Here is a 23,892-nt window from a genome sequence, read left to right on the forward strand (position 1 = left end):
ACACCTCGAATGGAGCACCCTCCTCATCGGAATACGCGCACATAGTCGGCGCTGAAAGTGATGGGGTCCTTCGTCTGCGGAACGGGGTGGTGCGTGCCCGAGGAAATCGAGAGATTCACGTTCAGATAGGCGGACCACTTCGGGTCCACTCCGCGTCCGTCCTGGTAGACCAGAGCACCGTCGACGTACCAGTCGGCGGAACGCGTGCCCAGCAGCACCCCGACCCGCACCCAATTCCCTTTGCCCAGGGGATTGATCACATGATAATTGGCTGCTTCCCGCACATGGTTCACCATTTCCAGCAGGTCCGGAGCATCGGGATGGTATTCGAGTACGTCGATTTCGTGGCCGTCACCGATCCAGGTCCACACCGATGGCCATGCTCCGACCGCGGTGGGCAGCTTCACCCGGACCTCGAGGTAGTGGCCGGGCCGCAGCCGGAACCCCTCTCGGGAACGTTCCGTCGTGATCAGCCCCGTCTCCCAGGCCTGCAGGCCGTTCTCCAGGGTCTGCCGACCGGGCCGAGCGGTGAAAACAGCCTTTCCGCCGGCGATACGCACGTTGTGGGGATTCAGCCAGTCGAGCTTGAAGTACCTCGGATTGTGAGTCCCGTATTCATAGGCCGAACTGGCGTCGCGGGTCCAGCGGCGACCCCACACGAAAGGCGAGTTGAAGTCTTCCGCCCAGACGAGCTTTCTCCCCGCGGACGGATCCACGCTCCGCCCCTTGGAGACGACCCGCAACTTGGTCTTCGCGAGCGGATGGTGACCGGTCTCGTCGTCGTAATAGGCGTACTGGGTGTACGTGCCCGCGCGGAAGGTGCGGGGCTTGGTGGTGAAGGTGAAACCGCCGGGGCAGATCCGCGCGTTCATGGCCGCACCGGGATAATCGAGCGGCTTCTCCAGCCCGTCCCGTACGGCCACGCCCACTCTCCGCACAGTGACGCATTCGGACGCGCGCAACTTCACCGTTGCGGCAACTGCCTTGCCGGGATGGGCGCCTGACGGAGTGAGACCGTCCTGGACGACACTCACGCCTTCGGGAACGCTCCTCCCGTGCGGCGCCGTCGCATGGACGTGACACGCCAAGGACACCATCCCGGCCATCATCAGCGCCGCGACACGGCTCGCCCTCTTCATCGGCCGGAGCCCCTTCGTAGGTGACGGCCACGCCGTCAGGAAGTGACGGACTCCCTGCTCTGACTGGGGACGACGCACGACGTGGTGACCGTGCCGAGCAGCTCGCGGTACACATCGATCACCGCATCCGTGGCATGCCGCAGGTCGTGAGCGACGAGCACATGCGCGCGGGCCTGTGCGCCCAGCGCGGTGCGCAGCGGCTCGTCCCGCAGCAGCGCCGTCACGGCCCTGGCCAGTGCGCCGGGGTCCTCCGGCGGCACCAGGCAGGACGGCAGATGGCCGGGCGGAAGGGTCTCGCGCGCTCCGTCCACGTTCGTGACGACCACCGGTCGGGCACACGCCATGGCCTCCAGCGGGGCGAGCCCGATGCCCGGCAAGCGCGACGGCAGGACCACGACGTCGGCGGCCCGGTACCAGGCGGCGGTGTCGGCGGGCGCGCCGGCGAACTCCACCGACGCGGGCGCACCGGCGCGCAGCCGCTGCGCGTCCGGACCGTCGCCGACCAGCACCAGCCGTGCGCCGGGCACCTGCCGCACCACCTCGGGCCACGCCTGCAGAAGCACATCCTGCCCCTTCTGCCGGCACAGCCGCCCCACGCACACGACGACCGGACCCTCCCCTGACCGCGCCCGCTCTCCCTCCGGCCGGAACCGGTCGGTGTCGACACCGGTGGGGATCACCCGCCACCGCGCGGTGATGCCGTACCGCTCCCCGGCCCGCCGCTCCGCCTCGCTGACACACAGCACACGCGTGGCCCATCGCGCCCCGAACCGCTCCCAGCCCACCGCCAGTTGGGCGACGACCTCGTCCGCCCCCGCGAACGACCAGGTGTGCGGCTGAAAGACCGTCGGCATACGGCCGTGCACCGCGAGCCGGGCCGCGACCCCCGCTTTCACGCTGTGCGCGTGCACCAGATCCGGCCGTACCTCGCGCAGCAGCAGCGTCAACCGCCGTACCTCGTCCGGGAGTCGGTGCCCCGGCGAGCGGGTCGCGTCCCAGCGCACCACCGTGCAGTCCAGCGCGCGCAGCCCCTCCGCCAGTGTGCCGCCCTCCGGGCACGCCACGGTCACCCGCAGCCCCGCGGCGAGCTGCGCCGCCACCAGGGCCGTCACGGCCCGCGCGATGTCGCCCTCGACGGGCTGAGTCACATGCAGGATGTGTGGCGCATATACCACGGACGGCGTCGCACGACACGGGACGGGACCCGGGGAAATACGCATGACCGAGGCTGCCCTTCCGAAGAAAGAGTTTCAATCGGCTTATTTTGATCATGGGATGAGCGACATGAGCCGCTTATCCATGTGTTTCCTCGCTCTGACCACCCGATCGGCGGGGGGTCTTCTCGTATGAGTTCGCGGGACTTGTCGGCCGCGGGGTTTCCCGGAAGGTCCGCTCTCGTTAGCCCAGGAGAACCGAGAAGATTTGCCAAGAAAGGCGCATGATGAAGAACCTGAAGGCTGTTGCCGTCGTGGTCGGCTCCCTCGCCCTCGCCGGCGTCACTGCGCCCGCGGTCGCGGCGGACAAGCCGGGGAACGGCCTGGTCGACAACGGGAAGACGGTCGCCCGCAATCTCCCCGATGCCGCCAAGGCGCCGACGGGCATGGTGGGCGGCAAGGTGAAGCGCACGGCAGAGGGTGTGAAGCAGGGCGTGCAGGAGTCGGGCATGGTGAAGACCCCCGTCTTCGGCGGCACCCTGCCCAACCCGCTCGACGGCAAGCTGCTCAACGGCCTTCCGGTCGGCAAGACGGCGGCCAAGCCGGCCACCAAGTAGCGATTCATCCCGCGCCGGGCCGGCTCCGCACTTACCGGAGCCGGCCCTTCGGCATGTATGGGGGGCTGCCATGACCCTTTGCCCGTTGGGCCAAACGGACGATTCAGGGTGACCGCGGGCGGCACAACTCCGTTGCACCTGGTGAATGGGCGCCCTTTCCTCCTTGTTGGCGTTCTCTCGTGACCGTGGGCCCTGTCTGTGTACTGACGCAGACAGGGCCCACGGGCTTGGGCTTGATGCGGCACTCCCCCTCGCCGTAACTCACCATCGTCATAAAAGCCGAGTGCGGTCCACCGGATTTCCGGCGGACCGCACTCGGGTGTGAAGTACTGCTCAGAACAGGAAGCCGCCGAAGTAGGGGGCGTTCTGCGACTGGTTGATCGGGGCCGTGTTGCAGGCGGCGTAGTGCGAGTTCGGCGCCGCGACACCGCCGAGGACGGCTCCGTTGGACCACGGGGCGATGCATCGGCCGTCGATGACGGCGCCGTTGACGACGGCAAGACCCTGCTGAGGGGCGTTCACGACGACCGGGGCCGACGAGAAGCCGTCACCACCCTTGACCGTGGTGGTGTCGCCGTCGGCAGCGGCGGTGCCGCCGGCCGCGAGGACGAGGCCTGCCGCGAGGGCCGAAATGGCCGTAACCTTCTTACGCATGAGTTGCGCCTTTCCGGGCTGCGTGGGTTTACCTGCTCCGAATGGCTCGGAGCAGGGGTCAGAACAGCAGGCCGCCCTTGTAGAGGGCGTTCTGCGACTGGTCGACCGGCGCCGTGTTGCAGGCGGCGTAGTGCGAGTTCGGTGCGACAACGCCGCCGAGGACGGCCCCGTTCGACCACGGGGCGACGCAGCGGAGGTCGACGACGGTGCCGTTGACGACGGCAACGCCTTGCTGAGGGGCGTTCACGACGACCGGGGACGTCGAGAAGCCGTCACCACCTTCGACCTCCGTACAGTTGCAGGCCGCGGCGGTGCCGCCGGCCGCGAGGACGATGCCTGCCGCGAGGGCGGAAATGGCCGTAACCTTGTTACGCATGAGTTGCGCCTTTCCGGGCTGCGTGGGTGTACCTGCTCTGAATTGCTCGGAGCAGGGGTCAGAACAGCAGGCCGCCCTTGTAGGGGGCGTTCTGCGACTGGTCGACCGGCGCCGTGTTGCAGGCGGCGTAGTGCGAGTTCGGTGGGACGACGCCGCCGAGGACGGCTCCGTTGGACCACGGGGCAATGCAGCGGCCGTCGACGACCGTGCCGTTGACGACGAGAACGCCTTGCTGAGGCGCGTTCACGACGACCGGGGACGTCGAGAAGCCGCCACCGCCCTTGACGGTGGTGTTGTTGCCGCCACCGTCAGCGGCGGCAATGCCGGCGCTGCCGACAACGGTGCTGAGGGCGAGGGCCGTGATGACCGCGAACTTCTTGGACAACTCGATTTCCTTCCTGAATTCACGGTTGCGCACGCTTACGTACCAGGAAACCCATATAACTGTGCATAAGTCACGGTGGGAACATTCAAACGCGGGCAGATTCCATCGGATGGCGCAACCACGGGCAGCGTGGAATCCGCGCGGTGTTCCGGGAAATGCATGGATGCCGACGTGCGTCCGGCCCACCGGCAGGGTGAGGGCCGGTGGGCCGGACAGATGGTTCGCGGGTGCCAGTGGGCTCGGGGCCCGCCGTATGCGGAGGTGAGCCTGCTGTCGGTCTCCGGCTGCCGAGAACCGGATCAGAGTCTCAGAACTCGCACGCTTTCACTTGCTCAGCATGGTGCCGAGCCCCGCGGCGGTCGGCGCCTGCAGCGGGCGGACCTGCACGGAACCCTTTCCGGCCGGGTTCTTCACTGGAATCGTGGGCTTCTTGGCGGCGTCCGGGTCCATTCCGTCCAGATAAATGCCGGACATTCCGCCCGAGTTGTTCTTGTCGAACGCGCTGCCCTTTCCGATCCCGCCCTCACGGACCAACTGCGTCACAGTGTCGGCCGCCGGCACGACAGCCGGAGACACCTTGGTCGGAGACATGAGACCGAGCGGAGCCGGGGTCGTACCCGAACCTCCGGCGGCCGATGCCGCGGCGGCGGAGCCGCCCACAAGACCCGCACCGATGGCCAGCGCCGCTGTGGTGAAAACTGCCTTCTTCATGATTCACCTCGCTTGAAAAGTTACCTCTGATCCGACGGTTGGAGAACATAGCAGTCCATGGCCTCTGTAAAAGCGACGCGTTGCTCCATACGTATGAAAGTCGCGGGAGTGAAGAATGTAATGCGCAAGGCGCCGCGGAGGGATTGGAATGTGATCGGCGAATCGATTGATCGTATGGTTCGTCCGGTGCGGTCCGGCTGAATTGCTGAAAGGAATGAGGAATTCGGTGACCGTGGGGAGAGCTGGGCGGTTGCTCGTACGGACAGCCGAACCGTACGAGGAGTGAGCGATGACGATGGGTACGCCGCGGCGGGAGGTGGCGCGGGGGCTGCTCGCCTCCGCCGTCGCCCCGTTCGTCACCGCATCCCGGCGTCCGTGGTCCGCGGACGGGCCGGAGGAGGGGGCCGGTGCAGCCTTCGACGAGGTCTACCGGGGCCGCCGTATCCAAGGCGTTCTGGTGCCCCTCGGCGGCCTTGATGTCGCTTGGCACGTCACCGTGGACGGGCATCCGCTGCACCTCATGCGGCGGGCCGACGGCAGCTGGGTGAGCATGCTCGACCACTACGGCTGGTTCCGGACGCCGTTGGAGGCGACCCGTGCGGCCGTCGACGAACTCGGGCCCGGAGCGTTGGGCGGCGGGCATTCGCATCAGGGGGGAGAGCATGACGTACGTGCGTAAGGACGTCAGCAGGCTGACGCGGATCGAGCGGCGGCGGTTCGTGGAGGCGTTGCTGGAGCTCAAACGGAGTGGCGAGTACGACGAGTTCGTACGGCTCCATGTCGCGCACTTCGTCGGGGACGGCCACCGCGGTCTGCGCGCCGCCCATATGACGCCCTCCTTCCTGCCCTGGCACCGCCGGTTCCTGCTGGACCTGGAGAGCGCCCTGCGCCGAGTCGACTCCCAGGTGACGGTGCCGTACTGGGACTGGACCCGGGACCGTACGACCACCTCGGTGCCGTGGACGGACGATCTGCTCGGCGGCAACGGGCGGCGGTTCGACCGGCAGGTGATGACCGGGCCGTTCGCCTATGCGGCCGGCCACTGGACCATCCGGGTGGGCGTCACCGACGACGAGTTCCTCACCCGGGACCTGGGCCGCCCACGGAGGCCGATCGCCCTGCCGACCGAGGACGATCTGAACCGGGCGCTGGACGATCCCGTCTACGACGTCTCCCCGTGGGACTCGACGGTGACCAGGGGGTTCCGCAACCAGCTGGAGGGGTGGGGGAGCGGCAGCAACCCATGGCGCAACCACAACCGGGTCCACCGCTGGGTCGGGGGCGCCATGCTCGGCGGCGCGTCCGTCAACGACCCGGTCTTCTGGCTGGTCCACGCCTTCGTGGACCTGCAGTGGCAGCGCTGGCAGCAGCGTCACCGCAACCACCGCTATCTGCCGGACCGGCCGCCCGGCCGGGGCAGTCCCCAGTACGGCCGTATCGTCGCCCGGCACCAGCGGCTGCCGCCGTGGGATGTCACTCCGGACGAGTTGGAGGACGTGTCCCACATCTACCGGTACGCATGACGTACCGGTAGAAAAATGGCTCGGTCCCGCGGCCTACGTCCACTAGCCTCCGCGCATGGCAACCGATGCGACGGAGCAACTGGTCCGACTGTTCGCCGAGGAGAGGCGGGTGCGCGCCTTCGCCGCCGTGGCGCTGGGCGCCGGGAGCGCCGAGCAGGTCGCCCGGGCGGCGGGTCTGTCACCGAAGGAGACGGCCGTGGCGCTGCGGCGGCTGCGGGAGCAGGGGGTCGTCACGGCGGGGGACGGCGGTGAACTGGGCGTCGCGTACGGCCTGTTCAAGGAGCATGCGCGAGCGGCGGCGCAGCGGGCGAAGGACTCCGAAGCCGCCGAGCGCCCCGCCTCCGGCAGCGATCGGACCGGCCTCGTCCTGCGGACCTTCGTCCGGGACGGGCGGCTGGTCCGGCTTCCCGCGCAGTGGACCCGCAAGAAGCTGGTGCTGCGGCACATCGCCGAGCAGACCTTCGAGCCGGGCGTCGAGTACCCGGAGCGGGCCGTCAACGACAAGCTGCGCGCTTGGTGCCAGGACAGCGACGACATCGACCATGTGACGCTCCGGCGCCATCTGGTGGACCTGCACCATCTGCACCGGAGCGAGGGCATCTACCGGCGGCCGGTCGACACCGCGCAGGCCGGGGCCGCCGACATCGCCTGACGCGCCGGCATCGCTCGACCGCCGACTTCAGGGCAGCTGTCGTACCGGAGAACCCGCCAGGAAGGCCTGGATGTCCTCCACCGCCTGGCCGTAGTACGTCGCGTAGTTCGCCTGCGAGACATAGCCCAGGTGAGGTGTGGCGAGGAGGCGTGGGGCGGTGCGCATGGGGTGGTCGGCGGGGAGGGGCTCGATGTCGAAGACGTCGATGCCGGCGCCGGCGATCCGTCCCTCGTGCAGGGCGGTGAGCAGGGCGTCCTGGTCGACGATCGCCGCGCGCGAGGTGTTGATCAGGTACGCCGTCGGTTTGAGCAGGGCGAGTTCGGCGGGGCCGAGGAGGCCGCGGGTGCGGTCGCTCAGGGCGAGGTGGATCGAGACGAAGTCGCTCTCGGCGAGCAACTCCTCCTTGGAGGCGGCCAGTTGCGCGCCGCACTCGTCGGCGCGTTCCTTGGTGAGGTTCTGGCTCCAGGCGCCGACCCGCATGCCGAAGGCGAGAGCGACCTGCGCCACGCGGCTGCCGATCTTCCCGAGGCCGAGCAGCCCGAGGCGGCGGCCGTGCAGATCGGCGCCGACGGTGGACTGCCACGGGCCCCCGGAACGCAGGGCGCCCGCCTCCTCCACGATGCCGCGGGCGAGGCCCAGCAGCAGCGCCCAGGTCAGTTCGACGGGCGGGGTGGAGGAGCTGCCGGTGCCGCAGACGGTGACGCCGTGTGCCTCGGCGGCGGCGTAGTCGATGACCGTGTTGCGCATGCCGGAGGCGATCAGCAGCCGCAGCCGGGGGAGCCGGGCGAACAGGGAGGCGGGGAAGGGGACGCGTTCCCTGAGGGTGACCACGATGTCGAACCCGGCGAGCGCTTCGGCGAGGGCGTCCTCGTCGGAGAAGTGGGTGGAGAAGGGGACGACCTCTACATCGTCCGCGAGCGGCGACCAGTCGGCGACCTCCGTCGCCACCCGCTGAAAGTCGTCGAGCACAGCACAGCGCAGCCGCACGGCGGCTCCTTTCCGTGGCCGGGGCCCAGTATCTGACGCACCCTACCCACGTGACCTGGCCGAGGCGGTGTCAGGGCGTGGTGCGGGGTTCTGTCGGCAACTACTTGGCGGACATGGCGACTTCGCTGCCGGCTGGCCGAGTCTGCCTCAGCGTGCGCAGCCGACATCCAGTACTTCGATCACGTCGCCGTGGACCGTGTAGACGAGCCAGCACCACTCGCCGAACGCTGCCGCCAGGTCCGCGTCCTGGATCACCGCGTCCTGGGTGACCGCGTCGATGAGCGTGATGATCTCCTCGTGCGTCTCGTCCGGCACGTCGAAGAGCACGCTGGCGGCCCGTTGAATCAGTTCGACTCGCATGGCGCTCACCGCCCCCAGAGGGTCCCTCACGACCACCATAAAGCCACCGCCTCACGCGGAGACCTCGGTCTGCGACGGCGTCGCGGCAACCGAGCCGTCGGCCGCGGGCTCGGCATCGACCCTTGCCCTCCGCTCTGTCCTCTCCGCCGAGGCCCGGGCGAGGAAGCGCTCTGCCTTTGCCGCGGCGTCGGCCGCGTTGCGTTGTCCCATGAGGACGCAGAGCGTGTAGGCGGCGTCGTCGAGCCGACGGTAGCTGTGCGGGCTCGCCGGGTCGCGCAGCAGACCGGCCCATGCGGACCGGTAGGCGTGAAGTGCTGCGGCGACGGTTCTGACGTGGGGTTTCAGCATCTTCGTCTCCACACCCGCCGGCACCGGGTCGGGATCAGGACTCGGTGAGCGCGAGTAGGCCAAAGGGGGCACCTCCATGGTGCGCGTTTCCGCCGCGCCGGGCGACCGGGCCGTGGATCGTCGCCCGTTCACACCGTCCTCATCAGCGAAAACACCCATGCGCGCCTGGACTCGCCGCAGCCGCAACCCGCAACTTCGCGTACTGCGAGCACCGACGCCCAGGCGATGTGCAGGACCGGAACCTGGGTTGGACACTGTGGTGAAGAGCAGCGATTGCTGGGCGTAACGAGACCAGGGCGCGATGGCCATGAATCACGACGCGGCGGATGTCGTCTTCACCCGTTCCGTGTTCGGCGCTCCGTGCTGGGTGAGTCTGGCCAGCCGCGACCTCGAGGCCACGCAGGCCTTCTACGGGGCCGTACTGGGCTGGCGGTGGCGTGACGCGAGGCTGGGCGACCGTTTCCGGACCGCGCTGGCGGACGGGGTGCCCGTCGCGGGGATCGCGGGGGTGGCCGGCATGTGGCAGATGGGCTCGGCGTGGACGCCGTACTTCGCCGTGGCGGACGCGAACGAGACCGTGGCCCGCGTGCGGGAGCGCGGCGGGACCGTGGCCGTAGGGCCGCTCTCCTTCCCTCCCGGGCGGGCGGCGCTGGTGGCCGACCGTGACGGGGCCGCCTTCGGGATATGGGAGGGGAAACTCGTCACCGAGTGGGAGGCGTGGCGGCAGGCGGCATCCACGTTCATCGTCCTGCACACCCGGGACGCCTTCGACGCGGCCATCTTCTACGGGGAGATCCTCGGCTGGGCCTCGGGCCTGCCCGGTTGCTGCGAGGTCGAGTACGCGGGCGACAAGGTGTTGCTGCGCAGCCGGGGCGAGATCGTGGCCCGTATCGAGGCGGGCTCGGTGGAGACGCCGCCTGACCCTTCCGTCCGGGCGTACTGGCAGGTGCACTTCGCCGTGGACGATGCGGGTGCGTGTGCCCGGGCCGCGGAGCGGCATGGTGGCCGTGTTCTGGAGGAGGGTGAGCAGGAGGCCGTGCTGCGTGACCCCGACGGCGCCCAGTTCACCGTCACAGGACGCGGCCGGCACGCATGAAACGGGCGTTGTCTGCCTACTCGTAAGTCATGGCTCGGTCCAACGACGAGGTGGCCGCGCTGTTCCACGAATACGCGGACCTGATCTCGATCACCGGAGGAGACGCGTTCCGGACGCGCACCTACGAGAAGGCCGCGCGCTCGATCGGCGGCTACCACGCCGACGTCTCCACCCTCGACATCAAGGGCCTCCAGGAGATCCCCAACGTCGGCAAGTCCATCGCCGAGAAGATCCTCGAGTACTTCCGCGGCGGCAGCGTGTCCGCGGTCGAGGAGCTGCGGGCGAAGATCCCCGCCGGGGTCCGGCGGCTGACCGCCATCCCCACGCTCGGCCCGAAGAAGGCCTGCGTCCTGTACGAGGAGCTGGGCATCGCCTCCGTCGAGGAACTGGCCGACGCCATCCACGAGGAGCGGCTGCGCGACCTGAAGGGCTTCGGGCCGAAGACGGAGGAGAACATCCTCCACGGCATCGAACTCCTGCGGTCCTCCGGAGAGCGGGTCCTGCTCGACGTCGCCATGGACCTCGCCGACGACATCGTCACCGAGCTGTCGCAGGTGACCGGCTGCGAGCGGTGCACCTACGCCGGATCACTGCGCCGCGTCCGCGAGACCATCGGCGACATCGACATCCTCGTCGCGGCGCGGAAGGCGGAGCCGGTCATGCGGGCGTTCACCGAGCTGCCGTACGTCTCGGAGGTCATCGCGCACGGCGAGAAGAAGACGTCCATCCGCACCACCAAGGGCCTGGCCGTCGACCTGCGCGTCGTCCCGCCGGACTCCTGGGGCGCGGCACTTCAGTACTTCACCGGGTCCAAGGCGCACAACATCCGCACCCGGGAGATCGCCGTCCACCAGAAGCTCAAGCTCTCCGAGTACGGCCTCTTCGACGCCGAGAGCGGCAAGAAGATCGTCTCCGAGACCGAGGAGGACGTGTACGCCCGCCTCGGCCTGCCCTGGATCCCGCCCACCCTGCGTGAGGACCGCGGCGAGATCGAGGCCGGGCTGCACGACGGACTGCCCGACCTGATCCAGGAGCAGGACATCCGGGGCGACCTGCACACCCACACCGACCTCACCGACGGTCTCGCCCCGCTGGAGGAGATGGTCACCGCGGCCGCCGAGCGCGGCTACGCCTACTACGCCGTCACCGACCACGGGCCCAACCTGTACATGCAGCGGATGACCGACGAACGCATCCTGGCCCAGCGCGAACGCGTGCGGGAGCTCGACGGCGCTCATGGCGGCAAGGGCGGCAGGGGCATGCGGCTGCTGCACGGCGTGGAGCTGAACATCGACCCGGACGGGGACGTCGACTGGCCGGAGGAGTTCCTGGCCGGCTTCGACCTGTGCGTGGCCTCCGTGCACTCGCACTTCAACCAGTCGCGCGAGGCCCTGACCCGGCGGCTGGTCCGGGCCTGCGAGCACCCGTACGTCAACATCATCGGCCACCCCACCACCCGGATCATCGGCAAGCGGCCGCCCATCGATGCCGACCTCGACGCGGTCTTCGCCGCGTGCGCGCGCACCGGTACGGCGCTGGAGATCAACGCGCACCCCGACCGGCTGGATCTGCACGACGAGGACATCCTGCGGGCCAGGCGGCACGGCGTGAAGTTCGCCGTCGACAGCGACGCCCACGCCACCCTCCACCTGGCCACCATGCGCTACGGCGTGGGCACGGCACAGCGCGGCTGGCTCACCAAGGACGACGTGATCAACACCTGGCCGGAGGCACGGTTGCGGCGCTTCCTGCGCAAGGGCAGGACCGGTCGTAGATCCCGTTCCTGACCAGTTTTGTCCGCCTTGGCCTGGAAACTCGCAGGGCGCCACAGAAGACCCAGAAGACCCAGAGACCGGAAGGGCAAGATCGATGCCTCCCACACATCCACCCGACTTCGAGCACGCCATCCACACCGCCAACATCTGGCTGAAAGCGGTGGCGGAAGCCCTGGGCACCGAGGACCGCCACTTCGCCCACCGGGTGCTGCGCACCTGGCTGCACACGCTGCGCGACCGGGTCACCGTCGACGTGGCCGCCCACTTCGCCGCGCAACTTCCCGACCTGCTGCGGGGCGCCTATTACGACGGCTGGGACCCCAGCGCCGTACCGGTCAAGTACGGCCGCGAAGGGTACGTGGACCGCTTCGTCCAGGAAGCGAAGGTCGATGCCGACGACGTGCCCCGGATCGCTTCGGCTGTCACCGGCGTCGTACGCGACCACGTCTCGCCCGGGCAACTGGAGGCGGCAGTGGACCAGCTTCCGCACGACATCCGTGAACTCCTCCTTCAGCCGGCTGCCTGACCGAGCATCGTTCAACAAGGCCCGTCACCCGAGTGGCGTACTACGGCACGGGGTCGTGGAGTGCTCGCGCATAGCGTGAAAGTGCCGTACCAGGACGAGGGGGGAGTCGGACGCTTTCCACACAGGAGGACTCCATGCCGGTTGCCGGGCAGATCATGCACCGAGGCGCAGAGTGCATCAACAAGACGGAAAACCTCGCGCGCGCCGCCGAGTTGATGAAACGACTGGAGGTCGGCGCGCTGCCGGTCTGTGAGGACGACGGCAGGATGTGCGGCATCATCACCGACCGCGACATCGTGGTGAGGTGCGTCGCCGAGGGGCGTGACCCCGCCGGGACCGAGTGCTCGGAGCTGTGCCAGGGCACCCCGCAGTGGATCGACGTCAACGCCGACGTCAGCGAGGTGCTCGCCACGATGGAGCGGCACCAGATCAGGCGCCTGCCGGTGGTCGAGAACAAGACGCTGGTCGGCATGATCAGCGAGCGGGACATCGCCCGGCATCTCAGCGAGCATCAGATCGCCGAGTTCGCCGAGCGGGTGTACGCCACCGCCTGAACGCCTTCGGCCGCGTGACCGACCTGGCGACGGCAGCATCCGTCGCCAGGTCGCGCTGCTGTGTGAGCGGTGGGGCACCCGACACAGCGGAGCGATCGCCACTGCCTCGTGGCAGGCGGGGTCGAAAGGGTCGCCCTCCTGGCCGAACGCCTCCAGACCCAGCGCCCCCAGCTGGGTCCGGAGGGTGTCGGTGATGTCCTTCAGGCCCGGGGTCATGGGCTCGTGGGCGCAGGTGCGGTCGACGGCGTCCAGGACGGGCAAGAGGGAGCGCAGGACGTTGGCCACGGCGATCTCGCGTACGGCCATACGGTCCCGGCGTACCCGCTTGCGGTAGTTGTCGTACTCGGCCTTCACTCGCTGCAGGTCGGCCGTGCGCTCCTGAAGCCGACGCTGCAGCTGCGTGGGGTCCGTCCCTCGGAGCCGGTCCCGTCGGCCGAGGCGGAGGCGGTTCCCGTCGTCGTGGTGCCTTCCGCGCGCGACTTCTCGTACAGCGCCGTACCGAGGTGGAGCGTCGGGGCCGGGGCCGGTCGGCGTCAGGGCCGAGACCAGGCCGACGCCGACGATGCCCGCCGCCATCCAGCCGAGCGGAGAGCGCGCGATCCGGCCGAAACGCCCGCCGCGCCCTCCGCGGGCGCCTGGGCCGTTGTCCGGGGCCAGTCCTGTGTCGTGCTGCGTGCCGGGCCGTGCCCATGGTGGTCCGGTAGTGGTCGCACCTGCGGCGACCTGATGGCCACGCCAGGAATCGGCCGACGTCGGCGAATCACCCGCGCATGGACAACTCCCGTAGCTCTCACGGGGATGCGTCGAACGCGGTTCACGGTGCCGACTGGATGTCCCCGCGTGTGGAGGAGGCGATGGTGTCGCTGTGGGCGAAGTCGCCCGGGGGGATGCCGGGGTGGTGGCCGAGGCCGGTCGGGGGCGCTGCCGCTGCCGAGGGGCCGAGGGTGAGGCGGGAGACGATGCGGTAGCGGTCGCCGCGGTAGACCGAGTGGACGTATTCGACGGCCTGACCCGTGGTGTCCGAGGTGAGCCGCTCGAAGAGCAGCGCGGGGGACAGCTCGGGCACGTCGAGCAGTTCGGCCTCGGCACGGGTGACGACGGTCGGCTCGATCGCCTGTACGGCCTCCTGGACGTGCACGCCGTGCTGTTCGCGCAGGTGCTCGTACAGGTCGCCGGCTTCCAGTTCCCCGGCGGACAGGGTGGGGACCAGGTCGGCCCTGATGTGCAGGTGCTCGATGGCCATCGGGGCGCCGTCGACCAGGCGCAGCCGTGCCACGTACACGATCTCGGCGGCGGGTGAGAGGCGCAGCTTGCGGCCCACGCGCGCGCCTGCCGGGATGGTGGTGAACTCCAGCAGGCGGCTCGACCAGGTCCCGGAGGCCTGAGGCACCGTCATGGCCTGCTGGGCGGAGACGAGTTCCTGGGTGATCTTCTCGGGGGCCACGAACATGCCACGGCCGTGTTCCCGCACGAGAAGTCCCGCGGCGACCAGTTCGTCGACCGCAGCGCGCAGGGTCGGGCGGGACACGCCCAGCTGGGCGCACAGGGAGCGCTCGGAGGGGATCGCGTCGCCCGGGCGGTGCGACTCGACGAGGTCGAGGACGAAGTCGCGCACTCGCTCCCGTTTGAGCACCGCTCCTGGTTCGTCGGCCTTCATCTCGCCCTCCCTGATGCGCGGATCCCCGGTTGACCAGTTGACCAGTTGGTGCCCGTGGTCGGTTCCTTGGCCGGTTCCTTGGTCAGGAAAGTCTAACTGCCGCCGACCAAATCCCTTGCAGACGCAAGGGGTTGACGCCGCGATTGGTCTATGCCACCTTCATCCCCACATCGACAGATGAGCTGTCCAGTGGACCTCACTGGTCAAGTGGTCAGGTCCTCCAGGGGTGAACCCTCACACGACCCGTTCCGGAGGCGAGCCATGCCCGCACTCGTACCTCGTCCCACCGAGGCCACGCTCCGGCCCGGCCACTTCGCCCTCGACGACGACACCGAACTGCACCTCGGCCCAGGCGCCGAACCGGCCGCGGACCTGCTGCGCACCCTGCTCGCCCCCGCCACCGGACTGCCTCTACGACCGTCCCCGGACGGCCAGTTCACCCTGACGCTCGACTCCGGCCTCGGCCACCTGGGAGAAGAGGGCTACGTCCTCACCATCGACCCGCACGCCGTGTCACTGCGCGCCGCGCACCCCACCGGCCTGCTGCGCGGTATCCAGACGATCCGTCAACTCCTGCCCCCACGGGCCCTGTCGGCGACCCCGCAGCGCGGGACGCCGTGGCTGTTGCCGTGCGCCGACATCACCGATGTCCCGCGGCACCCCTGGCGCGGCGCGATGCTGGACGTGGCACGCCACTTCCAGCCCGTCTCCTATCTGCGCCGGTACGTAGATGTCCTGGCCCTGCACAAGATCAGCGTCTTCCATCTGCATCTCACCGACGACCAGGGCTGGCGCATGCCGGTCGCCGCCTACCCCAAGCTCACCGAGATCGGCGGCCACCGCGCCGAGTCGCAGCAGGGCCCGGCCGGCAGCGCCACGTACGACGGCGTCCCGCACGGCGGGGCGTACACGCGGGCCGAACTCAGCGACCTTGTCCGGTACGCGGCCGCTCGCGGTGTCACCGTCATGCCCGAGATCGAGATGCCCGGACATGTACGAGCCGCCCTCGCCGCCTATCCCCACCTGGGCAACCACCCCGAGCGCACCCTCGACGTCTGGACCCGCTGGGGCGTGTGCGACACCGTGCTCGGCGTCCACGACGAGGTCCTCGACTTCTGCCGCACCGTCCTCGACGAGGTGATGGACGTCTTCCCCTCGCTGTACATCCACGTCGGCGGCGAGGAGTGCCCCACCACCGAGTGGACGCACAGCGCCGCCGCCCGCGAACGAGCGACGGCGGAGGGGCTGCCCAACCCCGAGGCCCTGCACGGCTGGTTCCTCGGACAGATCGGCGACTTCCTCCTCCGGCGCGGGCGCCGCCCGGTCGGCTGGGCCGAGACCGGTGCCGAACTGCCCCTGGACTTCACCGTGTTGACGTGGCGGGACTCGTCCCACACCTTGACGGCGGCCCGTCGCGGCCACGCCGTCGTCAGCGCGTATCACCGGGCCACCTACCTCGACTACGCCCAGTCCGAGGACCCCCTCGAACCGCCGGCCCAGCCCGGAACCGTCGTAGATCTGCGGGCCGTTCATGCCCACGACCCCGTACCCGAGGCCGCCGACGCCGACGCGGCCGGGCGGGTGCTCGGCACCCAGGCCCAGCTGTGGACGGAGTTCGTCACGACGCCCGCCCACATCGAGTACCTCACCTATCCGCGGCTGTGCGCCCTCGCCGACCGCGGCTGGAGCGGCGCGAGCGACTGGGCCGACTTCCGTTCCCGCCTCGACGAGCACACGGCACGGCTCGACGCGCTCGGCGTCCGGTACCACCCCTGACCCCGTCCCGTTCCGGGAATTCCGGGAAGCCCCCACCGTTCTGGAGAGGAACAAGGATGAGATTCGCGAAGAACCGGCTGCGCACCACCGCGGTCACCGCCGTAGCGGCGGCCATGGGTGCCGCCGCGCTCACCGCACTCCCCACCACCGCGAGCGCGGCCGCCGACGGGCTGAGCGTCCAGTACCGTACGAGCGCCACCGGAGCCAGTGCCGACCAGGCCGAGCCCTGGTTCAAGGTGACGAACACCGGTACCGCGAGCGTGCAGTTGAGCGGCGTCAAGATCCGCTACTACTTCAAGGCCGACTCGGCGAGCGCGAGTTACCGTTTTGCCTGTTCCTGGGCCGTCAAGGGCTGCGCCAACGTCACGGGCACCTTCGGCACGCTCGCCAACCCGACCGCCACCGCCGACCGTTACCTGGAGATCGGCTTCACCTCCGGTGCCGGTTCGCTCGCTCCGGGCGCCGACACGGGTGACATGCAGCTGCGCTTCCACCAGTCGACGTGGGCGCCGCTGAACCAGAGCGACGACTACTCCTTCGGCGCCGCCCGGACGTCGTACGGCGACTGGTCCAAAGTCACGGCGCAACTGTCCGGCACCACCGTGTGGGGCACGGCCCCCGCGGGCAACGAGCCGACGGACCCGCCCACCGACCCGCCGACCGATCCTCCGGCCGACGGTGCCGCGCTGTTCGACGACTTCAACTACAGCAGCCACACCGACCCGAAGATCTCGGCCAACGGCTGGAGCGTGCGCGCCAACTCCGGCGGCCCCGGCGTGCCCGGCGCCACCTGGGCGCCCGAGAACGTCACCTTCGCCACCACGGGCGGCAACTCCATCATGAACCTGGAGACCTCCACCGCCGGCACCGCGGGAAGCACCGAGCACACCGAGATCCTCACCCGGGCCATGAAGTTCAAGAACGGCACCTACGCGGCCCGGGTCAAGTTCAGCGACGCGCCCAAGTACGGGCCGGACGGCGACCGTCTCGTCCAGACGTTCTTCACCATCAACGACCTCAAGGCACCGCTGGCCGACGACTACGCCGAGTACGACTTCGAGTACCTGCCCAACGGCGGCTGGGGCGAGCCGGCGAACATCCTCTACACGACGTCCTGGGAGACCTACCAGGCCGACCCGTGGGTGGCGGTCAACCAGCACACCGAGAGCCGCCAGAGCTACGCCGGCTGGCACGACCTGGTGCTGACCATCGACAACAGCACCATCAAGTACTACGTCGACGGACAGCTCTTCGGCACGCACGACGCCGCGTATCTGCCGGAGCGGCCCATGTCGATCAACTTCAACCAGTGGCTGATCGACCTCGCGGGCCAGACGGGCACCACCGCGCGGGCGTACGACCAGCAGGTCGACTACGTCCTTCACGTCAAGGACCAGGTCCTCACGCCCGCTCAGGTCGCCGCGAAGGTGACGGCGTACCGCGGCGCGGGCACCGTGTTCCAGGACACCGTTCCCAGCAGCTGATCCCCGTACCCGGCGCCGGGGTCCTGTCGATCAGCGGGCCCCGGCGCCGGGCTGACGGCTCGCGGCGGCCTGGACGATGGCCGAGCACCACGCGATGTCCGTGGCGTCGCCGGGCGCCTCGGTCACGGCGTCGAGCCAGCGCTGCCAGAGGTCCGCCTTGCTCCAGGCCGTGAAGCGCCTGTGCGCGGTGGAGTGCGAGATCCCGAACTGGGCCGGGAGCTGCTGCCAGCCGCAGCCGGAGGTGAGGACGTAGACGACGGCGGTGAACGCCGCTCGTTCGTTCGCGGTACGCGAGGGCAGGAGGGGTTCCGCGGCGGCCCACAGGGCGTCCGGCACGAGATGCCGTGCCAGGACCGGGCTCACGGTGACGGAGAGGCGGTTGCGCATCTCCTCGTCGTCGGCCGGCTTCGGCGCCGTCGGCTCCACGGCTGCCGTACCGCCCGCTTCCTCGGGCCCCGCGGCCCGCTGGTCCGTCGCCTCGTCGGCGCCCCCGGACCGGTAGTTCCGCCACTGCGCGAGCAGGTCGTGGTGGCTGTTGCGGACCCAGCGCATGTAGTCGCGCATGTTGACCAGGCGGCGGCGGGGCGCTTCCTCGTCCGGGCCGAGCAGCGCGATGGCCTGTTCGGCGAGCTGCTCCTGCCGGTCCAGATAGCGGCGCTCACCGGCCAGGAAGCTGCCCCACACGTCGTCGTCGACGCGGAAGTAGTGGCTGCGCTCGCCCGGCACGGCGTGCCGCCTGATGAACCCCGCCTCGACCAGCCGCCGGGTCGCCAGTGAGACGGAGCCGGCGCTGACCTGGAGGGCACGGGCCAGTTCCGCCGAGGAGACGTACGGGACATCCGTGATGAGCAGGTAGGCGATGATGCGGCCGTCCATCCGGCTGCTGCCCGCCGCTTCCCATACCAGCCCGACCTCCTCGACGAACGACTCCCGGCTCCAGCCGCCGCCACTGCCATGAGGCGCGGTGGTGCTGTGTGGGCCGCGTGCGGTGCTGGCCGGAGCGTCGCCGGACATTGATTCCTCCACGTAAACTTTCATCTCATGCTAAACGTTTCGCAGCTTTGCATTGACATGGCATCTCAGTGACGACCAGTATCCCGGTTACGCGCCCCCGGTGAGCACCTGGCCGCCCAGCCCCCTTCCCCGGGCCGGACGGTGGCGCGCGCCCTGCTCTCCCCTGGAGTCGTCGTGCCCAGATCACCCCTGTCCACAGCCCCGGCGAGCCTATCTCTGGCCCTTGTCCTCAGCCTCGCCCTCGCCGGTTGCTCCGGCTCCACCCAGAGCGGAGGCGATGCGGCGAAGGCCGGATTCTCGGTCGCCGTCGGGGAGCCCGACCATCTCACTCCGGGCCGCAGCACCGTCGGCTGGGACCAACTGCGCGTCCTGTTCGCCCCCCTGGTGAAGGTCGACCAGAAGGGCGAGGTCAGTTACGTCCAGGCGGAGTCGGTGACCTCCACCGACGCCCGGCACTGGACCATCAAGCTCCGTTCGGGCTGGACGTTCCACAACGGGGAGGCGGTGACCGCCCAGAGCTACGCCGACGCCTGGAACGCGACCGCCTACGGCCCGAACGCCTGGGCGGCCAATGGCCAGCTCGCCGGGATCGAGGGGTACGCGGCGCTCAATCCGGCCAAGGGCACACCGAAGACCAAGACTCTCTCCGGTGTGAAGGTCGTCGACACCACGACGCTGAAGGTCACCCTCTCCAGGCCGGACAGCCAGTTCCCGCTGCAGCTCACCCCCAGTCAGACCGGCTTCTACCCGATGCCGAAGGCGGCGTTCACGGACCCCGAGGCCTACGACAAGAAGCCGATCGGCAACGGCCCCTTCAAGATGTCCACCGCCTGGACGGCCGACCAGGGCACCACCGTCAGCACCTACGCGGCATACAAGGGCACCAAGCCGAAGTCCTCCGCCATCACCTTCAAGAGCTACACCGACCTCAACACCGCCTACACCGACGCGCTGGCGGGCAACACCGATGTCATCGGTGTCCCGGTCAGCAAGTACGGCCAGGCCAAGGCCGACTTCGGGGACCGGCTGCACACCTACGAGGCCCCGTCGCTGGAGTTCATGGGCCTGCCCCTGTCCGGAAAGCGGTTCGAGGACGTCCGGCTGCGCAAGGCGCTGTCCATGGCCATCGACAGGAACGCGGTCAACAAGGCCATCTACGGCGGCCTCTACACCCCGGCCACCTCCCTCACTCCGCCCTCGGAGGTCGGCGCCGAGACCGACGTCTGCGACGCCTGCGCGTACGACCCGGCCGCCGCGAAGAAGCTGCTCGCCGAGGCGGGCGGCTGGTCCGGCGAGCTGACGATCACCTACCCGGGAGGGCTCGGCCTCGACGAGCTCTACAAGGCGGTCGCCAACCAGATCAGGCAGAATCTGGGCATCGCCGACGTCAGGGCCGAGCCCACCGCGGACTGGGCGGAGTTCAGCGAGAAGGCGTTCGCCGACAAGATCACCGGGCTCAACCACGCGCACTGGGGCGCCCTCTACCCCAGCATGCAGGCCACCCTGCGCGGCATCTTCACCGAGGCCGGCGGCTGCCAGGTGTGCAGCCACTACAGCGACGCCGAGGTCGACAAGCTGCTCCAGCAGGCCGACAGCGCGACCGACGCCGCCGCGGCGCAGCGGCTCTACAACGACGCCCAGAAGCGGATCCTCCAGGACTTCCCGGTGATCCCGCTCTTCTACGGCAGCTACATCTACGCCAGCACCGACCAGGTCACCGGGGTGACCGTGGGCCCGGCCGACGTCGACCTCAGTTCGATCTCCGTCGTCGGCTGACCGTCGCGTACGCGCACCCGCACGTCCGCACCCTCTCGCCCCCACACTCCGGAGACCCGCACCCGCATGACAGCCACGACATCCGAGCAGTCCGCCCCCGCCGTACCGTCCCCCGGAGACTGGGTACGGCACGCGGCGACCGTCCCCGAGACCCATGCCTACCCGGCCGTCGACGAACTCCTCGTCTCCTTCAGGGGGTTGGCCGACGCTCATCCCGGTCTGGTGGCCGAGAGCCGGATCGGCACCTCCACCCTCGGCGAACCCCTGTACTGCTTCACGGTGGGCGACGGCCCCGCGAGCCTCGCGACCGATGGCAGCGACGAGGGCGGTGGATACGTCGTCGTCGGCGGGGTGCACCCCAACGAGCCCGTCGGCGCGGTGGCCGCCCTGCACCTGGCCACCGCGCTGTGCCAAGACCCGGACCTGCGTGCGCACTTCGGCGGCGCCTGGCACATCGTGCCCTGCATCGACCCGGACGGGGCCCGGCTCAACGAGGGCTGGTTCGCCACCCCGGCCGACAAGCGGAACTATGGACGCCACTTCTACCGGCCCGCCGGCGACGAACAGGTCGAGTGGACCTTCCCGTTCGCCTACAAGAAGGCGTGGTTCGACCGCGTACTGCCCGAAACCCTCGCGCTGATGCGCCTGTTGGACGCCACCCGGCCGCGCTTTCTGACCACCCTGCACAACTGCGAGGCGGGCGGCGTCTACTACTACATGAACCGCCCGGCTCCCGAGCTGTACGCGGTCCTGGCCGAGATCCCGGCCTCCCTCGGCATGCCGCTGGCGACCGGCGAGCCCGAGGCCGCGCACGCCCCGGTCTACGCCCCGGCGGTCTACGGCTGCATCGACATGAAGGACGCGTACGACTACCTCGAAGGGCTCGGCGTCGACGCCGCCGCCAAGATCGCGGGCTCGTCGAGCGCCGCGTACGCCGAGCGCTACGGCACCTTCTACTTCGTCACCGAGGTCCCGCACTGGAGCCATCCGGACGCCGGCGACGACACACCCACCGAGGAGCGGTACGCCGATGTGGTCAGGGGCCGGGCGCGGGCGCTCGGCGAGGCCGGGACGTTCCTGTGCGGCATCCTCGACGCGGCGCACCCGCACCTGACGATCCCGTCCCCCTTCCTGCGGGCGGTCCGCGACTTCGTCCCCTCGCTGGCCGAACTCGCCACGATGGAATCGGCCCGTGCCGACGGACTGCCGGACCGGGCCGCGACGGTGTCCGAACGCTTCGACTGCGAGGCCGGTGCACACAGCCTCCGGGTCCGCTTCGGGGGCATGCTGCTGCGCGCCCTGAACGCGGAGGTGGTCGCGGGCACCGCAACCCCCGAAGTGCGACGCTGCCAACGGGAGTTGCTGGAGACGTACGAGACCTGGGAGCGCGAGGCCGAACCGGCCACGGGCGACCCGATCCCGATCTCGACGCTGGCCGGGATCCAGTACGGGGCGCTGCTGGCCGCCGCCGACCACGCCCGCGCCGCCCGTGACAGCACGGGGGACCCCGGATGAAGTACCTGATACGCCGGCTTCTGGAGGCGCTGGTCGTCTTCTTCGGCATCAGCCTGGTCATCTACGCGATGACGTACGTCCTGCCCGGCGACCCCATCGCCGCACTCGCGGGCGACCGGCCACTCGCCCCGAGCGTGGAGCGGGCGCTGCGCGAACAGCACCACCTCGACGAGCCGTTGCTGTCCCAGTACGGCCACTACCTGGCCGGACTGCTGCACGGCGACCTCGGCACCGACTTCAGCGGGCGTTCCGTCGCCGAGCAGATGGCCGACCGCTGGCCGGTCACCCTGCAACTGGCCCTCACCGCCTGGGGGATCGAGGCGGTCGTCGGCATCGGGCTCGGCGTGCTCGCCGGGCTGCGCCGGGGCACCTGGACGGACCGCACGGTTCTCGCCTTCACCATCGGGGCCACCTCGGTGCCGGTGTTCGTCCTCGCGTACACCGCGCAGGTCGTCCTCGGGGTGAAGCTGGGATGGTTCCCGGTCGCCGGGAACACCGACGGCTGGCCGACCAGTTATCTGCTGCCGGCCCTGTGCGTCGCGGCCTTCGGTCTCGCGTCGGTGTCCCGGCTGGTCAGAGCCGAAGTCATCGAGAACCTGCGGGCCGACTACGCCCGCACTGCCGTCGCCAAGGGACTCAGCCGGCGCCGGGTGGTCGGCATCCACGTCCTGCGCAACTCCCTCATCCCCGCCGTCACCTACCTCGCCATCGACCTCGGCTACCTGCTCGGCGGCACCGTGATCATCGAGGGCGTCTTCAACCTCCCCGGCATCGGCCAGCTGCTCTTCCAGTCCATCCGCGCCCACGCCGGGCCGACGGTGGTGGGAGTGTCCACCGCCCTCATCCTGATCTTCCTGGCCGCGAGCGTCCTGGTCGACCTCCTCAACAGCCTCCTCGACCCGAGGATCCGCCATGACTGACACCGCGACCGCACCGGTCTCCGCCACAGGCCCGGCCTTCGACGCCCCCTCCGACGCGGGCTGGCGCACGCTCCGCCGCAGGCCGGTCTTCCTCCTCACCGGCGGCGGCGTCCTCCTGCTGCTGCTCCTTGCCGTGGCGCCGGGGCTCTTCGCGGGCTGGTTCGGGCATGGGGACCCGACCGTCTGCGAGCTCGGCCACAGCGCCGAGGGGCCGAGCGCCGGCCACCCCTTCGGATACGACGTCCAGGGCTGCGACCTGTACGCCAACGTCATCCACGGGGCCGGTGCCTCGCTCGGTGTCGGTCTGCTCGCCACCGGGGGCGGTCTCGCCGTCGCGCTGGTCCTCGGGTGCCTGGCCGGGATGGCGGGGCGGATCGTGGACAGCGTGATCGCCCGGGTCACCGATGTCTTCCTCGGCTTCCCGTTCCTGCTCGGCGCGATCGTCGTCCTCAACAGCGTCACCACCCGCGACGTACCGACGGTCGCCGGGGTCCTGGCGCTGTTCGGCTGGCCGGCCATGACCCGGGTGGTCCGGGCGTCGGTCCGCTCCGTGCGCGAGGCCGACTACGTGGTGATGGCCCGCAGCCTCGGCGCGAGCCAGTGGCACATCGTCATCAGGCATGTCCTGCCCAACGCCCTCACGCCGGTCCTCGTCCTCGCCACCATCACCGTCGGCGGCGTGATCGTCGCCGAGTCCGCGCTGACCTTCCTCGGCGTCGGGCTGCAACCGCCCTCCATCTCCTGGGGACTTCAGCTCGCCGGGGCCCAGAACTCCTTCCAGACCCACCCGCACCTGCTGATCTTTCCCGGGCTGTTCCTGTGCCTCACCGTCTTCCTGCTCATCACCTTCGGCGACACCGTGCGTGACGCCCTGGACCCGAGAGGTCGGTGAC

Annotated in this window: 25 protein-coding genes and 1 pseudogene; 14 read left to right on the forward strand and 12 right to left on the reverse strand. The window is 69.7% G+C overall.

Annotated features, from left to right (window positions below; all coding sequences use genetic code 11):
- Positions 1-23: 23 nt before the first annotated feature.
- Together OG828_RS31715 and OG828_RS31720 are read right to left on the reverse strand one after the other, a co-directional pair.
- Complete coding sequence (locus OG828_RS31715; RefSeq protein WP_328503068.1) at positions 24-1,139, reverse strand: glycoside hydrolase family 16 protein; 1,116 nt, start codon at positions 1,137-1,139, stop codon at positions 24-26.
- A gap of 35 nt (positions 1,140-1,174) precedes the next feature.
- Positions 1,175-2,359, reverse strand: coding sequence for a glycosyltransferase family 4 protein (locus tag OG828_RS31720; protein WP_328503069.1), 1,185 nt, complete (start codon positions 2,357-2,359; stop codon positions 1,175-1,177).
- Positions 2,360-2,577: 218 nt separating this feature from the next.
- Here OG828_RS31720 and OG828_RS31725 point away from each other — a divergent pair, with 218 nt between their 5' ends.
- Positions 2,578-2,910, forward strand: coding sequence for a hypothetical protein (locus tag OG828_RS31725; protein WP_443060206.1), 333 nt, complete (start codon positions 2,578-2,580; stop codon positions 2,908-2,910).
- 333 nt (positions 2,911-3,243) lie between these two features.
- Here OG828_RS31725 and OG828_RS31730 read toward each other — a convergent pair whose 3' ends face one another.
- The 4 genes from OG828_RS31730 to OG828_RS31745 all read right to left on the reverse strand — a co-directional run bounded on the left by OG828_RS31730 (position 3,244) and on the right by OG828_RS31745 (position 5,036).
- Complete coding sequence (locus OG828_RS31730) at positions 3,244-3,564, reverse strand: hypothetical protein (protein WP_328364240.1); 321 nt, start codon at positions 3,562-3,564, stop codon at positions 3,244-3,246.
- A 58-nt stretch (positions 3,565-3,622) separates the two neighbouring features.
- Positions 3,623-3,940 carry a hypothetical protein gene (locus tag OG828_RS31735; protein ID WP_328364242.1) on the reverse strand — a complete coding sequence of 106 codons (318 nt, stop codon included), beginning with the start codon at positions 3,938-3,940 and terminating at the stop codon, positions 3,623-3,625.
- 58 nt (positions 3,941-3,998) lie between these two features.
- Entirely contained in the window at positions 3,999-4,325 is a 327-nt protein-coding gene (locus tag OG828_RS31740; RefSeq protein ID WP_210576652.1) for a hypothetical protein, read from the reverse strand.
- A gap of 324 nt (positions 4,326-4,649) precedes the next feature.
- The gene (locus tag OG828_RS31745; protein ID WP_246885747.1) at positions 4,650-5,036 is read right to left on the reverse strand and encodes a hypothetical protein; all 387 of its coding nucleotides are present in this window, start codon (positions 5,034-5,036) and stop codon (positions 4,650-4,652) included.
- A gap of 289 nt (positions 5,037-5,325) precedes the next feature.
- On the opposite strand from OG828_RS31745, the gene OG828_RS31750 reads away from it, so the two are divergent.
- From OG828_RS31750 to OG828_RS31760, 3 genes are read left to right on the forward strand one after another with little or no spacing between them, the layout of a single operon-like run.
- Positions 5,326-5,715, forward strand: a complete 390-nt coding sequence (locus tag OG828_RS31750; RefSeq protein ID WP_328503070.1) for a tyrosinase family oxidase copper chaperone — start codon at positions 5,326-5,328, stop codon at positions 5,713-5,715.
- On the forward strand, positions 5,699-6,559 hold the full coding sequence (locus tag OG828_RS31755) for a tyrosinase family protein (RefSeq protein WP_328503071.1): 861 nt from the start codon (positions 5,699-5,701) through the stop codon (positions 6,557-6,559). The genes OG828_RS31750 and OG828_RS31755 overlap by 17 nt, the downstream gene beginning before the upstream one ends.
- A gap of 55 nt (positions 6,560-6,614) precedes the next feature.
- On the forward strand, positions 6,615-7,211 hold the full coding sequence (locus tag OG828_RS31760; protein ID WP_328503072.1) for a DUF2087 domain-containing protein: 597 nt from the start codon (positions 6,615-6,617) through the stop codon (positions 7,209-7,211).
- A 27-nt stretch (positions 7,212-7,238) separates the two neighbouring features.
- On the opposite strand, the gene OG828_RS31765 is transcribed toward OG828_RS31760, so the two are convergent.
- The 3 genes from OG828_RS31765 to OG828_RS31775 all read right to left on the reverse strand — a co-directional run bounded on the left by OG828_RS31765 (position 7,239) and on the right by OG828_RS31775 (position 8,906).
- Entirely contained in the window at positions 7,239-8,198 is a 960-nt protein-coding gene (locus OG828_RS31765; RefSeq protein WP_328503073.1) for a D-2-hydroxyacid dehydrogenase family protein, read from the reverse strand.
- Positions 8,199-8,345: 147 nt separating this feature from the next.
- On the reverse strand, positions 8,346-8,558 hold the full coding sequence (locus tag OG828_RS31770) for a hypothetical protein (RefSeq protein ID WP_328364255.1): 213 nt from the start codon (positions 8,556-8,558) through the stop codon (positions 8,346-8,348).
- A 51-nt stretch (positions 8,559-8,609) separates the two neighbouring features.
- Positions 8,610-8,906, reverse strand: coding sequence for a DUF5133 domain-containing protein (locus OG828_RS31775; RefSeq protein ID WP_328503074.1), 297 nt, complete (start codon positions 8,904-8,906; stop codon positions 8,610-8,612).
- 307 nt (positions 8,907-9,213) lie between these two features.
- On the opposite strand from OG828_RS31775, the gene OG828_RS31780 reads away from it, so the two are divergent.
- From OG828_RS31780 to OG828_RS31795, 4 genes are all read left to right on the forward strand, one after another.
- On the forward strand, positions 9,214-10,002 hold the full coding sequence (locus OG828_RS31780) for a VOC family protein (protein ID WP_328442478.1): 789 nt from the start codon (positions 9,214-9,216) through the stop codon (positions 10,000-10,002).
- Between the two features lie 29 nt (positions 10,003-10,031).
- Positions 10,032-11,789, forward strand: coding sequence for a DNA polymerase/3'-5' exonuclease PolX (gene polX, locus OG828_RS31785; RefSeq protein ID WP_328503075.1), 1,758 nt, complete (start codon positions 10,032-10,034; stop codon positions 11,787-11,789).
- Between the two features lie 82 nt (positions 11,790-11,871).
- Positions 11,872-12,303: a DUF2267 domain-containing protein gene (locus tag OG828_RS31790; protein WP_328364259.1), complete on the forward strand. Its 432-nt coding sequence runs from the start codon at positions 11,872-11,874 to the stop codon at positions 12,301-12,303.
- A gap of 134 nt (positions 12,304-12,437) precedes the next feature.
- Positions 12,438-12,857, forward strand: coding sequence for a CBS domain-containing protein (locus tag OG828_RS31795; protein ID WP_328364261.1), 420 nt, complete (start codon positions 12,438-12,440; stop codon positions 12,855-12,857).
- Between the two features lie 153 nt (positions 12,858-13,010).
- Here OG828_RS31795 and grpE read toward each other — a convergent pair.
- Together grpE and OG828_RS31805 are read right to left on the reverse strand one after the other, a co-directional pair.
- Positions 13,011-13,433 (reverse strand): annotated as a pseudogene (grpE, locus tag OG828_RS31800) (nucleotide exchange factor GrpE); the annotation flags it as partial.
- 238 nt (positions 13,434-13,671) lie between these two features.
- On the reverse strand, positions 13,672-14,514 hold the full coding sequence (locus OG828_RS31805) for a GntR family transcriptional regulator (protein WP_328503076.1): 843 nt from the start codon (positions 14,512-14,514) through the stop codon (positions 13,672-13,674).
- A gap of 261 nt (positions 14,515-14,775) precedes the next feature.
- Between OG828_RS31805 and OG828_RS31810 the strand changes: the two genes are divergently transcribed.
- Together OG828_RS31810 and OG828_RS31815 are read left to right on the forward strand one after the other, a co-directional pair.
- Positions 14,776-16,290: a beta-N-acetylhexosaminidase gene (locus tag OG828_RS31810; protein ID WP_328503077.1), complete on the forward strand. Its 1,515-nt coding sequence runs from the start codon at positions 14,776-14,778 to the stop codon at positions 16,288-16,290.
- Between the two features lie 56 nt (positions 16,291-16,346).
- On the forward strand, positions 16,347-17,774 hold the full coding sequence (locus tag OG828_RS31815; protein WP_328503078.1) for a cellulose binding domain-containing protein: 1,428 nt from the start codon (positions 16,347-16,349) through the stop codon (positions 17,772-17,774).
- 30 nt (positions 17,775-17,804) lie between these two features.
- Here OG828_RS31815 and OG828_RS31820 read toward each other — a convergent pair whose 3' ends face one another.
- Complete coding sequence (locus OG828_RS31820) at positions 17,805-18,788, reverse strand: transposase (RefSeq protein ID WP_328503079.1); 984 nt, start codon at positions 18,786-18,788, stop codon at positions 17,805-17,807.
- 174 nt (positions 18,789-18,962) lie between these two features.
- Here OG828_RS31820 and OG828_RS31825 point away from each other — a divergent pair, with 174 nt between their 5' ends.
- The 4 genes from OG828_RS31825 to OG828_RS31840 all read left to right on the forward strand — a co-directional run bounded on the left by OG828_RS31825 (position 18,963) and on the right by OG828_RS31840 (position 23,891).
- Positions 18,963-20,564 (forward strand): peptide ABC transporter substrate-binding protein, encoded by a 1,602-nt coding sequence (locus OG828_RS31825; RefSeq protein ID WP_328503080.1) that lies wholly within the window; start codon positions 18,963-18,965, stop codon positions 20,562-20,564.
- 66 nt (positions 20,565-20,630) lie between these two features.
- Positions 20,631-22,079, forward strand: a complete 1,449-nt coding sequence (locus OG828_RS31830; protein WP_328503081.1) for a M14 family zinc carboxypeptidase — start codon at positions 20,631-20,633, stop codon at positions 22,077-22,079.
- The gene (locus tag OG828_RS31835) at positions 22,076-22,999 is read left to right on the forward strand and encodes an ABC transporter permease (protein ID WP_328440528.1); all 924 of its coding nucleotides are present in this window, start codon (positions 22,076-22,078) and stop codon (positions 22,997-22,999) included. Before OG828_RS31830 ends, OG828_RS31835 begins: the two co-directional genes overlap by 4 nt.
- Complete coding sequence (locus tag OG828_RS31840; protein WP_328364277.1) at positions 22,992-23,891, forward strand: ABC transporter permease; 900 nt, start codon at positions 22,992-22,994, stop codon at positions 23,889-23,891. The genes OG828_RS31835 and OG828_RS31840 overlap by 8 nt, the downstream gene beginning before the upstream one ends.
- The last annotated feature ends 1 nt before the right edge of the window (position 23,892 follow it).

The sequence above is a fragment of the Streptomyces sp. NBC_00457 genome (genome assembly GCF_036014015.1).
In the GTDB taxonomy this organism is placed as follows: Bacteria; Actinomycetota; Actinomycetes; order Streptomycetales; family Streptomycetaceae; genus Streptomyces.